General features: G+C 50.9%; 11 protein-coding genes, 1 tRNA gene and 1 pseudogene. 6 read left to right on the top strand and 7 right to left on the bottom strand.

Features of this window, described 5'->3' with window-relative positions:
- Positions 1 to 197 precede the first annotated feature (197 nt).
- Genes BRW63_RS20955 through drmD form a run of 6 tightly spaced genes read right to left on the bottom strand, consistent with a single transcriptional unit; the run spans position 198 to position 7,510 of the window.
- Entirely contained in the window at positions 198 to 539 is a 342-nt protein-coding gene (locus BRW63_RS20955; protein WP_223257454.1) for an Eco57I restriction-modification methylase domain-containing protein, read from the bottom strand.
- Positions 497 to 1,159 (bottom strand): Eco57I restriction-modification methylase domain-containing protein, encoded by a 663-nt coding sequence (locus BRW63_RS29085; protein ID WP_219898655.1) that lies wholly within the window; start codon positions 1,157 to 1,159, stop codon positions 497 to 499. Before BRW63_RS29085 ends, BRW63_RS20955 begins: the two co-directional genes overlap by 43 nt.
- Before the next feature lie 39 nt (positions 1,160 to 1,198).
- On the bottom strand, positions 1,199 to 2,947 hold the full coding sequence (locus tag BRW63_RS20950) for a type IIL restriction-modification enzyme MmeI (protein WP_219898654.1): 1,749 nt from the start codon (positions 2,945 to 2,947) through the stop codon (positions 1,199 to 1,201).
- Between the two features lie 6 nt (positions 2,948 to 2,953).
- Positions 2,954 to 3,751 carry an endonuclease/exonuclease/phosphatase family protein gene (locus BRW63_RS20945; protein ID WP_143162094.1) on the bottom strand — a complete coding sequence of 266 codons (798 nt, stop codon included), beginning with the start codon at positions 3,749 to 3,751 and terminating at the stop codon, positions 2,954 to 2,956.
- A gap of 27 nt (positions 3,752 to 3,778) precedes the next feature.
- Complete coding sequence (locus BRW63_RS20940) at positions 3,779 to 4,309, bottom strand: hypothetical protein (protein WP_073074348.1); 531 nt, start codon at positions 4,307 to 4,309, stop codon at positions 3,779 to 3,781.
- Positions 4,310 to 4,348: 39 nt separating this feature from the next.
- Positions 4,349 to 7,510 (bottom strand): DISARM system SNF2-like helicase DrmD, encoded by a 3,162-nt coding sequence (drmD, locus tag BRW63_RS20935; RefSeq protein WP_073074347.1) that lies wholly within the window; start codon positions 7,508 to 7,510, stop codon positions 4,349 to 4,351.
- A 539-nt stretch (positions 7,511 to 8,049) separates the two neighbouring features.
- On the opposite strand from drmD, the gene BRW63_RS27315 reads away from it, so the two are divergent.
- The 5 genes and pseudogenes from BRW63_RS27315 (at position 8,050) to cas12k (BRW63_RS29080) (ending at position 11,451) form a co-directional block, all read left to right on the top strand.
- Positions 8,050 to 8,364 carry a hypothetical protein gene (locus BRW63_RS27315; protein WP_083583130.1) on the top strand — a complete coding sequence of 105 codons (315 nt, stop codon included), beginning with the start codon at positions 8,050 to 8,052 and terminating at the stop codon, positions 8,362 to 8,364.
- A 128-nt stretch (positions 8,365 to 8,492) separates the two neighbouring features.
- Positions 8,493 to 8,807: an HNH endonuclease gene (locus BRW63_RS20925; protein ID WP_073074346.1), complete on the top strand. Its 315-nt coding sequence runs from the start codon at positions 8,493 to 8,495 to the stop codon at positions 8,805 to 8,807.
- A gap of 51 nt (positions 8,808 to 8,858) precedes the next feature.
- Positions 8,859 to 9,134 carry a hypothetical protein gene (locus BRW63_RS20920; RefSeq protein ID WP_073074345.1) on the top strand — a complete coding sequence of 92 codons (276 nt, stop codon included), beginning with the start codon at positions 8,859 to 8,861 and terminating at the stop codon, positions 9,132 to 9,134.
- Positions 9,135 to 9,699: 565 nt separating this feature from the next.
- Positions 9,700 to 10,431 (top strand): annotated as a pseudogene (cas12k, locus tag BRW63_RS20915) (type V CRISPR-associated protein Cas12k); the annotation flags it as partial.
- A 36-nt stretch (positions 10,432 to 10,467) separates the two neighbouring features.
- The gene (gene cas12k / locus BRW63_RS29080; protein ID WP_219898653.1) at positions 10,468 to 11,451 is read left to right on the top strand and encodes a type V CRISPR-associated protein Cas12k; all 984 of its coding nucleotides are present in this window, start codon (positions 10,468 to 10,470) and stop codon (positions 11,449 to 11,451) included.
- A 959-nt stretch (positions 11,452 to 12,410) separates the two neighbouring features.
- On the opposite strand, the gene BRW63_RS20905 is transcribed toward cas12k (BRW63_RS29080), so the two are convergent.
- Positions 12,411 to 12,482: transfer RNA gene (locus tag BRW63_RS20905), tRNA-Val, on the bottom strand.
- Between the two features lie 76 nt (positions 12,483 to 12,558).
- On the opposite strand from BRW63_RS20905, the gene BRW63_RS20900 reads away from it, so the two are divergent.
- Positions 12,559 to 13,119 (top strand): metal-binding protein, encoded by a 561-nt coding sequence (locus BRW63_RS20900; protein WP_073074342.1) that lies wholly within the window; start codon positions 12,559 to 12,561, stop codon positions 13,117 to 13,119.
- Positions 13,120 to 13,207 lie beyond the last annotated feature (88 nt).

The raw sequence follows: 13,207 nt of genomic DNA, 5'->3' as shown, positions 1-13,207 counted from the left end.
TGAAACCTTTGCACAAGTCAAGCAGCTATTTGTGCAATTCTTGCAGTCTTACACGTTTGATTTTCCCAAGTTGCGGCGCTATGGCTGATCTTACAACTCAAATAGGACTGCTATATTTGTGCAATTCTTGCAGTCTTACACGTTTGATTTTCCCAAGTTGCGGCGCTATGGCTGATCTTACAACTCAAATAGGACTGCTATAGAAACTCTCGATAGTCAGTTCCGAGCGCACCTGTGATTTTCTTTCCGCCTTGAAATGGGGGATTCCCAACGATCGCTGAAAATCCCCTCGCTCCATCTTCCTGCAAAAACACTTCAGGAAACTCCAGCAGCCAATGAAACGGTTTGCGAGGCGGTTGGTTGGCTGGATTGCCCAGATTCATCATGCGGTTGGTCTTTGCCAAAATCGCGGCAATCTCACGGTGGCGCTTCTCTTCGTCAGCTTCAGCCAACGCCTCAATCACCACCTCCGCCAACACCTGAATTTCATCATCCGTCAGATCAGAGGTTTTGCCCGCCTGCGCCAATGCCTCTGCCACCAAAAAATCACCCACATGCCGCACATGGCAATCGCTGCTTCCGCCTCCCGGTTGAGCTGCTCCTTCTTCTGAATATCGGCAATATCCGACACGCTAAAGTTTTCTAGCTCTTGCCGTTTGGCGATCGCTCGTTGCACAAAGGGTTTCCAGCGATCGGAAACCGTTCTCAGTTGTACCGCTTCTTTTTCAGGATTCAGTTTCAAAAACTCGATTTGCTCTGGTCTGGTAATCCCCAACAGCGAATCGCCCCACTTCAGCGCATGATCCACAAACGTAAACGGTCGCCCCTTCGCCAGTGTCACCAGCCACAGCGACAGCTTCGCCATCTCCACCGCTAACGGGTTCTTATCAACTCCGTAGAGGCAGCGATCGGCTACAATCTGTCTCGCCACCAGCAACCGCTCATCCAAATCTTTCGGAATCGGGCATTCATCTGGACGCGCTCCCGACAACGTTCCCTCTGGCGCAATCACCACCTGTCCCGGATGCTCTGCCTCCGCCTGCTGCCACGCCTCCACCAGCTTTCCAGCTAGATAGCGACAGGTCTGCACCAAAAATGCCCCACTGCCCATCGCCATATCGCAAATCTTCAGTTGCAGCAACTCCGCCGCCGATCTCAACCGCCATTCTTCCTTCGGCTTGCCCTCTGCTACGCCCTCCTACACCAACGGCTCCAGCGTATATTGCACAATCTCCTCCGTTAAATTGCGCGGCGTGTAGTGCGTCCCAGACTGACGGCGATCGACCCCCTCCGTCATATACACGCTGCCTGCCAGAATTACCACCGGATAGCCCAGCGTATCCTGCCGAATTAACCCGGCAAACACCAGCACGCGATCGACTAATGCCGGGTCATTGTTACAAGCCGTCCGCAAGCGCTGCTGGTCGCGTGGCTCAACCTCCGCACTCAAAGCTTTCTTCAAGGCAGAGAGCGATCGCCCCGTCTGCTCTTTCAACCACGCCAGTAGCGCTTCTTCACCCTGCGCCTGAAACCGCTCTAGCTCTGTCAGTGCAACCTCTGGCTCCTCATATCGCGTGCCCACCAAGCCCAATACCGTTGAAGTTGCTCGCACCGCCGTATGATCCAGCAGTCCCTCATAGACATGCCCAATCTGCTCAATATCCAACGCTCGGAACGACAACCGACGCGGTTCCACGCCACCGCCCGGCACCCGAATTTGCAGAATTTGCAACGCCTCTAGCAAGTGCAACACAATCCGGTTATTGATCCGCAGCGGGTCAGCACTCGTTTCCTGCCAATGCGTTCCCTGCCCACGCCCCTCCAAAAACGAAAAGCGATCGGGGTCAAACAAACTGCCGCCATAAGCTGGAAGCTGCAACGTATCGTGAAAAATGCCGCCATACACCGCTCGAAACGTCGCCAGCAACCGACACCAGGCATCCGATCGCCGCTCTAACACTTCCTCTCCATGCAGATCCGCGTGCGATCGCAACTGCTCCCGCAGAGTAGACACCGCATAATGCTGGTCATACATTGGGTCGCCCAACAGCAGCAAGCCTCGCTCCTCCGCACAAAAGAGAAACACCAGCCGCATCATCACCGTTAGCGCCGCCTCATAAATCTGGGACTCGGCGATGTCCTTCAGCAAAGCTCCATTTTGATCCTGGTCGAGACGAGCGATCGCCTGCACCAGCACCTCCACCGCCCGCCGCACCTGATAGCCCAACTGGTCAGTGACTTCTTGCTGATCCGCCACGCTCTGACTCAGCAAAGCCTCCAGCGTCTGGGAATCCTCAACCCCAAAGAACCGTCGCGCCGCCAACAAACTCCGAAACGCCCGCAGCGTCAGATGCTCCTCCATCCAGAGAATGCTGTACCACGAGATAAACCCCGTCGTCTCCCCCTTCGGCGCATTCACCAACATCCAGTGTTCGCCATTCGTCACCAGCCCCAACCGCACATTGCAGGCGTGCAGCAACTCCATCATCCGCGTCGCCGGACTCGCCGCCCATCGCGATCCCTTCAACGGCTTCTCTAAATCCTGCCCTGATGGCACAAGCTGCACCAGTAACCGCGGCTTCCCCGCATCCGCTGTCCCTGCCGGATTCACCACCCCCCAATCGGGGCGTAAGGTTTCGTTTTGTTCGGCAACGGCGACACTCAATCCCAGTGGCATCTGCTGCCCACTCAGCAACACTTCCTCCGGCAACTCCAGCGTTTGCTTCAGCACAAACTCCACCCAAGCCCGGTGAATCCCTGGCTCCGGCTTCAACCCAAACTGGCTGTCCTGCCATTCTTCGTATGCCGATCGCAACACTTTCAAATGCTCCGAATCATGGGCATCCAACCCTGCTGGAAACGCCTTAAGCAGCACAGGCAGGCTCAGAAACGGACCCGATGCTTCAACCAGAGAAAGCCATTCAGCGTGATGACGAGCAGTAGACATAGATGGTTAAGATGGCAGGATAGACGGAATCGCAGCAGACGCAGGCACAGCAGTAGGCAGAAATACAGGGGCTGGCTCCTCAGAAAATGTTGCCACCACCGGATTATGGTCACTCAACTCCTCCCACAGGGGCGAAGCCAGCACCTCACATTGATCCAAGTAACGATACCAGGCAGCCGGAACAAAGATGCCGTCACAGTGGTAGGGGATTGCTTGATCCCGACTCCAGCGCAAGGTTTGAGCAAGATCGCGGTTGGGGTTCGCGGCTTGCCAGCAGCTTACCAAGCCAAACTCTCTTCGCAGTCGCTCCAGCAACCACAAATCCTGATCTTGTTGCTTTTCGTTGGGATGACGGACCCCAACCGTCAGGTTAAAGTCACCCCCAATGATCAGATCACCGTCATCGGGAAGACTCCCAATCCAGTCGAGCATTCGATTAACTGAGGGTTTATAAGGTGCAGGCGCATGGATGCTGAAGATGCGGAGCTTCCGTCCCTGCTTTGCTGACCAAGCGAAGCCCTCCACTTCCACACCCACGACACACCCCTCAAAGTCTGGTACGGGAATGCGGCTGACGATTCCCGATCGCACGAACACAGCACTGCCCCACGCATTATTCCCCACCTTTGCCCACTGTATCTGCTGATGATGAGTCTCCCAAAAGTGATGGGTCACGTATTGTTCAGGGGGGCAGGTTTCTTGCACCAGAAAGATGTCTGGGTTTGCCACCTCAAAAAGCTGAGTCCAGTGGACACGTCGGTTGGCTTTGCCACCACACCGAAGATTGTAGGTTGCGATTTTCATAGTTTTTTTCTTGTGCTTGAGATCTGCTCACGATCGCGATCCAGGAAATTCAATCAAGACTGAACCTTCTGGAAGAAACCGAGCCTGATAATTCGTCTTCTTATCCTTCCCCCGCAAGCTCCCGATCGGTAGCGGCATTTTAAGCCGTTCTAATCCTTGAACTTCCCAAAACACTGCCCAGGTTGGACTATCAGTGGCAGTAGATTTGGGTCGATAAATCGCTTTACCGGGATAGCGACCGCGACGAGACCCCACAGACCCCACATAAAGCCCGCGCCAAGTCGCCTCTGGGTTCAAAGGTTGGTCGCCTTTTGCGTGAGAGGCATAGATCAAGACCTCGATCGCCTGACCACCCCTTAGCTTTTCGGCTTCCCCAAACACTTCAAAGTCCATGCTGCCAAAAGCAATTTTGGGCAAATGATTAGGCGGTAGATCATCAGAATCAAGTTGAGCCGCGTTTACCCTTCGGGAACTTGCGAAGCAAACCGCGTCCAGTCCTGAAAGCAAATGCTCTTCTGGAATGGGAGCAAGAAGCGCGAAGGCATGGGTCTTTTGCATAAAGGGATCACCATTGAACAAAAAGTGAGTTTTTCTAGCCTACTGGTGCCGGAGGAGTTTCTGGGGAACTAGAAATGTAACCGCCAGAGGAAACAGTCGAGCTGTGGGAGCATTAAACCGCTTCCGAATGAGAGCCGTTTCTTGCTCAATTTCCTGGGGAATCTGCGCTGCTCTGGCTTTGAGGCTATTCATATTCCGCTCAAACTGCTCTCGTTCAGGAGTACTAAAGAGTGTTAATTGCTCCACCTGCGGTTCATCTAATTCCTTGAGAATGCTTGTTTGCAATTCAGTGAGGATGGCAGTGATGTCAGCAATCTCTTTCTCTGCCCGGTTCTGCAAATCCTGTTGCAGGCTGGCGGTTCGTTCGCCCTGCCGCACTGTGAGTGCCTGCATCAGTGGCTCAGCGTACTTGTCCCACCGCGCCGCCAACTTCTGTTGCATTGCTTCGGGCACTTCACCAGCAGACACTGCCCCTAACGCCGCTTGTAGCGGCATCACCCCCAGACGGCTAAAGCGTCCTTCCTTCAACACTCCACCCGCCGTAATCACCTCTTCATGCAGTCGTTGCTGGTCACTCCCCAGCAGCACTAACCGCCCATACGCCACTACTGCTGGTGTTTCTAACCCCGCCTTTGAGGACACCGCTCTGGCAGCCACTCGATGCAGTTGCTTTCTGCCTTCTGTAGACCAGACCTCTGCTCGCAGCAACCGTAAACACATCTGTACCAGACGGTGATTCAGGTGTGCCAGCACCACGTCATCACGCCCATGCGCTGCATCGGCATCAAACACGATCGGGCGAATTTCTTTAGTGTGAGGATGCTCCAACCCCTCAGCGCAGACAGCCCAGCTACTCTTCAGTGGGGGCAAATGAAAGACTGGACCCTGTAACCCCTCAACCGTTGCCTCGATTAAGGGCGGCTGATCCGCCAACTCCAAGCCAATCCGCACCACCGCTTCAATGTTCTCTGGAGTCAACCGCAGGTTTTGCCGCGTTTCCTGTAACTGCTCTCGCAGCTTTTCAATTTGCTCTCGCACCTTGCGTTCAAACTTGAGCATTCGTCGCACAGGTGCCGATTCTTGCTCAGCCCTGGCGGTATCGAGTGTCACCCGTCGCCCCAACATCGCCTCTTCCACCTGTGCCGCAATCACCGGACCGACTTTACCCAAGTCTTCCCGAATGTTGTTCACCTTGAGCGCCGCCCGCATCAGGAACTCTAAATCCCCCTCCAAATCACCGGGACGAATCCCGCTCGTTGCTTGCTCCTGGTAGCTTTTGCCCACGAAGTGATAAATCCGTACTTCGGTCGCTCGCTGCCCATGACGGTCGATCCGTCCATTCCGCTGCTCCATCCGATTTGGGTTCCAGGGAATTTCGTAGTGGATCAAGCGGGAACAAAAGTTTTGTAAATCCAGACCTTCCGAAGCTGCATCGGTTGCGAGCAGAATCCGTACTGGAGACACATCGGGATGCGTTTGGAAGGCTGCTTTAACCACTTCGCGATCGTCAGAGTTCATCCCACCATAAAGCGTCAGCAGGCGATCGCCCTGCACCAAACCCTCGGCTGCTAGCAAGTTATAGAGCCATTTCTGCGTTGCCCGATACTCAGTGAAGATAATCACTCGCTCATTCGACCACTGCCCCTTGAGACGAATCGTGGCATTAATCCAGTCGAGCAGTTGGGTTGCCTTAGCATCGGGCTGTCGAGCTGCCACTTCCGCCCACTGGAGCATCTCCCGCAGCAAGCCTTGTTCTTCCGGTGCCAGTGCCCGAAACAGACGACTGGTGTGGCTGATTGACTCATCTGTAACGGCTTCATACACCGCATCATCAGCAAATTCTTCTTCTACCTGCTCCACCTGTCGCCGCAAAATCCCTTCGGTAGGTTTTGCGCTCAGGCTGCTAGCTTGCCGACGACGCGCGGTCGATAAAGACTCTTGGTGTTGCGTCAGGGTAGTGAGGAATGCCTGTGGGCAGGAAAACAGCCGTTTCTTGAGCAGCTTCAAGACAAACTCAGTAGCGTACTTTTCAAGGCTGTCATTAGCACCCTTCGTTCGCAGTTCTGTATACCGCTTTAAGGACGCATGTGCCTGACGTTCTGTCTGAGGATAATCAACCGCGATCGCCGCCAATTTCCGTTCAGGAAACATGGGCGAATCATCCCAATTTTTCATCTCCTGCTTCAAGCGCCGCACCATCACCACTTGCAGCTGGTTGCGATCTGGTTCGACCCCTCTCGCAAATCGCTGGGCATCCAACAGTTCGAGCAAGGCTGTAAAGCTCTCTGGATAGCCATTATGAGGAGTGGCAGTTAAAAATAGCTTGTGCTCAAAGTGTGGCACCAGCAGGCGAATGGTAGCCGTTCGCTGTGAGTCGATCGCATATTGCCCACTGCCCGAGGGAGCTACATTATGCGCTTCATCGACAATCAGCAGATCAAAGCGACGGGGATAGAGGGATTCAGCTTCTGCTGGCAACACTTCTCGAAAGAGCCGCAGGGGGCGATCTCGCTTAAGGAAGTCGATCGAGGTAATGAGGCGAGGAAAGTGAATCCAGGGATTAACATGAATGCCTCGCTGCCGTCGCAGTTCCTTCATCAAGGTACTATCGACAATACGAAAATCCAACCCAAACTTATCCCGCATCTGGTCACGCCACTGCACTTGCAGCGAAGACGGACAGACAATTAGCATCCGGCGACAGCGATGACGAATGATCAGTTCTTGGGCAACTAACCCTGCTTCGATGGTCTTCCCCAATCCCACATCATCCGCAATCAGCAAGTTGACGCGAGGCATCTGGATCGCTCTTACTACCGGGTCAAGTTGGTAATCCTCAATGTCAATGCCACTACGAAAGGGAGCCTGAAGCGTGCGAATATCCGCCGAAGAAGAAGCACCCCATCGCACGGCATCAAGAAAGGCATCCAAGCGAGCCGGATCATCAAAACCAGTGGGCTGTGGCAATTCTACCCGCTCATACACCTGCGTCCCAGGCTCTAGCTCCCAAATCACCTGAAGTTCCTCTCCCAGCCCATCGTCCTCAATGGAGGAGAGCAAGACTAGGCTTTGAGGCAGTGTCGCTTTCGGTAAGAGAGGACTGGCGGGCAGCGTGGTTTTACGGACATCCGTCACCACATACTGTCGCTGACGGACTCTAACCAATTGTCCCTGCTCTGGCGTTGCTTGCGTGACAGTCATAAGAAAATTTTGTCGCTTGCCTCATCGAGTCTGGCACAAGCATCTCCCTCCGTCATCATGCCCACCTTCAGAAATAAAGGCGTGCTACTGCCAGCAAGACTGCAAGGGACTAAAAGAGACTGTCCAATAAAGAGTATTTTTGTGCCAGAAGGGGCAACGCTGAAATCAAGGCATTGATGCGCCTATAGATGTCAAGTCCAAAATTAAGCACGATGATCCTCGAATTGTCACGGTAAGCTGATCGACATCTAGATTGATAGCCTATTTCTTCGTTGTGTAAGGGTTGCCAGGGCTAGCTTATGCAACTGAAAGTCGATCAGGGAACCAGACCTTTGCTCTGAAATCACCTACAGCCATCCGAATCATTCGGCAAGCGTCAAGAGCGAGGCGGCACGCCGGGTAACGACCCAACTGAATGGCAGCGAAATGTTCTGATCACTGAAGATCGACAGCTTTATCTCCTGCCTACTCACATCTTTGGCTGCTTCCGCGATGCCGCCAAGTACACGAAGCGAGGGAGAAGTAGCCTGATGAGCCCAATGGCTTCCACGTTACAGGTGCAAGACCGCCGCATCTATACCGATCGCTATCTGCCGGAAGAACCGATCAGAGCCAGCGAAGACATCGAGCAGGAAGTCTATACTTTCATGAGCGTTGTCAAAAATATTGCGACTCGCGGACACAATATCCGCTACCGGGTCGCTGCCGCTGCTGGATGGCGCTGCTCCTTCACTCTATTGTGGGACAAAACCATCATCTCCAGGCAAGAAATGGAAACCGTGGCAATTGACGCAGGCAAGCTTGTGGGGCTAGCAGACGGACGATCATTGGCTACGGGCGCTTCGAGGTTTTGAATTTCTGCGTTCAGAACGCTGTCACTTGAGAAATCAAAATTCATCGATTCTTGACTTGGTATGCTTCGGCAAGGCTAGGCGTAGGTTCGGCACGGCACGGTTACACTTTCTTCAATTGAGATGAGAAAATGGCTTGGGCAAAACGACAACCTCCTGCACTATGGGGCGAAACGCGCAAACAAATCTGGCAAAGAGATCAAGGGCGCTGTCAAGGACCCTACTGCCAGCATCAGCTACCGAACTCTTTATCCCTAAAGAATGCCCACATCGACCACATTCTGGAAGTCTCCAAAGGCGGCTCCGATGCAGACTCCAATCTGCGAACGCTCTGTCGCCGCTGCCACTGTCTGCGATCCAGCATTGCCCACCAAGGCATGATTAGCGCCGCGCTCAGAGACGACGTGATTCCTCCAAATTGGCGAACACTCGTCTGGGAAGGCTAAAAAGCCCTGCAAATGTTCTCTGTCTGTACTACTCTTTATTTTCTAAATCCTATGACTCGCTCAACCGCCGCCAACTATCCAATCGATCGCGAAGAACTCCTGCGAATCCGCCAGATCAAGCTTCTGACTAGCGATCGAGACTACGTTTTCTTCGCTCTTCAAATCGACTATCCAGGCAAACTTAATCCCACGATCGAAGTCAGCGTCTTTTGTGAGCGCTGGGATTTGGATGATGGAGACTTCTACAAAGCTTTAGGTGAACTCCGCAAAAAAGGGATCGTTGCTTCAATCGCCAACAGCCTAAATTTGCAGTTTCAGCCATCTTAAAGATGCATCCGGACTATAGTAATTCTCCACCATTGCCTGCATGAATTTCCCTGAAAATGGGTCAAAGCCTGATTTGACTGAAATAACCAACACAGCTACACCCAGCACGAGTGTCACCCAATGTGATGAACCAATGTCAATTGCTGCTTGTGCTTTTCAGTAGGAATTCTGCGGTGCTCCCTTTGGGAAAACCAATGGTTTGCTGTGGTCAACGAACAATCACAGATGAACGTTAACTCCTGGTCTGACACATCCCAGTTCTTGAGAAACTTATCAAGTTCCATTTGCCCGTTGTTCAAAGTTTGAAGGTACGCCTTTAAAACATTCCAGTATCGATAAGTCGGAGGGCGATGAGGAATAGTCATATTACTTGTCATAGCGACAAAATCTTAGACAATTATGTCTTTATAAAAAAGTAGAACTAATGTATTATTTCTCAAACTAAATCTAAAACGCTAAAAGCTGCGATCGCTCAACTTGATTCATCATTCTGACCCCTTGCTTTAACCAAAACCAGGGAACTGCCCCATGAGCAACATTACCATCCAATGCAACACGACTCAGAAACCAGATTGCGGGTCAAACTCGATGGTTGGCTATCCTCCAAAGTGATGATGAGTTAACAATCGCTAGCCAGAGCGATATCAACACGCTGAGATCTAAAGCCAGTGAACTTCTCATGCAACTAAATCACTCAGATTCCCAGGACAACGAACCACAACCTAAAAAGGCACGCAGCAAAAAGAAAGGTAAAAAAGAGTCAAAACAACCAGGATCAGCTATTTCTAGCACCCTCTTTACACTCTATGGTGAGACAGAGGAAGTCTTGACTCGATGTGCGATCGCTTACCTGCTCAAAAATGGTTGCAAACTGCCCGATCGATTTGAAGACCCCAAAAAGTTTGCCAAACGTCGTCGTAAAACAGAAATCCGCCTTGAACGTCTAATCAAGACTCTTGAGCGTACAAGGTTTCCAAAAGGACGAGACTTGTCTGAGCATACTTGGTTAGAAACTTTAACCAAGGCAGAAGGTTGTGTTCCCAAAGATGACAATGAAGCAGCCGATTGGCAAGCCAAATTGCTAACAGAGCCAGCTACTTTACCTTTTCCAGTCAACTACGAAACAAACGAAGATCTCCACTGGTTTCTGAATGAGAAAGGAAGATTATGTGTCAACTTCAATGGCTTAGGTGAGCATTCGTTTGAGATTTACTGTGATCAAAGAGTTAGACCGACAGCGCCATTTAGTTCACTTGTACTGTATGCTAAAATCTTCGTGACGCTACGATCTAACTAGCGTTGGAGCCGACAACCGAATTTGCATTCTTCGTCAGTGAGCAGAACCGCTTGCGGTTGCGGCTCAACTAGGTTATCTCCACTGGTTCAAGCGATTTCTAGAAGACAACAAACTAAGAAGGCTAGCAGAAACCAACACTCAGCCAGCTTATTTACTCTATGCTCTGGGCGGATGGCTTGGCAGGAGGGTAGAGGCGAAGGCGAACCCTGGAATCTCCATCGGTTGGTTGTATCCTGCGCTATAGACACTGATTCTTGGGCTCAAGAAGGTACAGAACAAATTCGGCAGAAAAAAGCTAGCGAGTGTGCAGAAATTATCGCTTGTAATAAAGTTAAGAAAAATTTGAGTAAGGATCAGGAAGCATTTCTTAAAAGGCGGGAAACAATGCTGGCTTTACTTGATAATCCATTTCCTCGTCCAAGCCGTCCTCTTTATCAAGGTCAGCCGTCAATTCTAGCAGGTGTAAGCTATGGGCTTGATAAACCTGCTACTCTCGCAATTATCGATATTCAGACTGGAAAAGCCATCACATACAGAAGTATCCGACAACTTCTGGGTGAAAACTATAAGCTTCTCAATCGATATCGTTTGCAACAGCAACGCAACGCTCATCAGCGGCACAAGAACCAGCAAAAAGGCGCATTCAATCGGTTTGGAGAATCCAACTCAGGAAAACATCTAGACCGTTTGATAGCTCATGAAATTGTGGCGATCGCTCAAAAGTATCAGGTTAGCAGCCTCATATTGCCTGACCTCAGCGACATTCGAGAAATTGTCCAAGGCGAAGTTCAAGCTAGAGCAGAGCAAGAAATTCCCGGTTCTATAGAACTCCAACGACAATATGCCCTTCAGTATCGAGCAAGCGTACATCGCTGGAGGCATGCTCAACTCAGCCAATGTATCGGAAGCCAAGCTGCCCAAGTCGGGATTTCTATCGAGGTAGTAAAACAACCGTTTACAGGAACTCCTCAAGAAAAGCCTAAAAATTTAGCGATCGCAGCCTATCAATCCCGAAAATAAAAAACACTTGCGCTCAGTTCAAATTTACTCTATAAATCAGATGCGCCGTAGTTCATGCCAGCAATGGTCTCTGTGCTATCGACAATTGTGAGCTAGTTTGGCTATCGGAAGATAATCTTGCTTTCTGGCTCTGGTTAACTATCTACCTCGAAGTTGGGTGCGCTCCCAGCAAAAGGGTGCGGGTCTACCGCAATGTTGGTTAACCGTCTTCACCTCCGAGCAAGGAGGAATCCACCTTAACTGTTCAAATTGGCAAACCGAAGCAAGGGCAAAATTCCTAGGAGGTTTGCCAAAAGGCTGTATTTCGCTCTGAGGCTCCTTTTCGGAGGTTGTTTTCTAACCTTAAACGGCTGATGAAAAGCCAGAAATCAGGTTGAAAGAGAGGTTTGCCAAAAGTACTGCTGAAAAGCTTTTTGTGACTGAGTTTCAACGCTTAGGGTCGCGATCGCCTTTCCAGCGAGAGGCGGGTTGAAAGAGAGCTTGTACCTCTTTAGAACATCTTTATGACATCCTCTCAAACCCCGATGCGATTCACTCTTCAGCAGATAAATTCAAAATTACTAGTAGTCCGTCAAGGCTGAAATGAGAGATAGATTTCCTCAAGAGCTGTCTCCTGCCCAGAACTACGGATTCTATTTACCCCTCAAAATAAGACTGACAGACCACTAGATTCACAGCTTTCTCCAAGCTTATAAAGCAACAGGTTCAATGTGTAGCAATGCAGTCGTTTTCCTAATTGAGTGCGACTGCATCTTAGCCTTTGAAGAAGAATTTGCAATTAACAAACATTCCGTACCAAACATTTTCACTGGTACGGAATTAGTACGTTAAAATCCTAGTTAAGGTGGATTGAAAGGAGCGCCTGCCTTACAACGGCGCATAACGACAAGAATCTGTTAACGGTCAGTTTTCTTAGCTTCGACGACAAATAGCGTGTTACCTGACACGAACTACATCTATGGGCAATACTGGACTCGAACCAGTAACATCCTGCTTGTAAGGCAGGCGCTCTACCATTGAGCTAATCGCCCGATCGCTCTACTTACTATATCAGACTGCGCCAGTTCTCTGTAAAATCTGATTGAGATTCTTTGCATTTTAATCCTCATGCCTTCTGGTCGCACCCACGACAGCATCACCCTCTGGAGTTTGCCCTTCGTCACGGGTGGGGTGTTTGTGCTGACTCAAAGTGGCAACCTCACGCTAATCGTTTCGGGCGCGTTTTTAATGGGTGGGCTGATGTTTGGGCCCGATCTCGACATTTATTCTCAGCAATATAAACGCTGGGGGCTACTGCGATGGATCTGGCTACCCTACCGTAAGAGTATGCGCCATCGATCGTTTCTGTCTCACGGGTTGATTGTGGGCACGATCGGGCGAATTCTTTATTTAGCGATTTGGATCGCGATCTTTAGCAGCATCATCATTTTGGGTGGGGCGATCGCTCAACAACTTCTTGGCACGATCGATCACTGGCAGACCCCTGCTCAACATGGATTTATGAATAGTATTGGAATGGTCAAACAATCACTACAGCAGCACGGCAATGAATGGATTGCAGGAACGATCGGGCTTGAATTAGGCGCACTCAGCCACAGCGCCAGTGATTGGCTCGTGTCGGGTTATAAACGAATCAAAAAGCGAGGGAAGAAACGGGCGAAGGGATGAGTGATCCTTAGTTCGTCAAGTTTTGCCTCACCCAACTTCATCGACCTGTCAGAAAGGGCTGGTATTTTGAAGTGGTTAGCACGAGCCG

This window comes from Phormidesmis priestleyi ULC007, from assembly GCF_001895925.1.
Lineage (GTDB): Bacteria > Cyanobacteriota > Cyanobacteriia > Leptolyngbyales > Leptolyngbyaceae > Phormidesmis_A > Phormidesmis_A priestleyi_A.
Note: the sequence above shows the minus strand (reverse complement) of the source record. Positions and strands in the feature narration are given on the sequence as shown.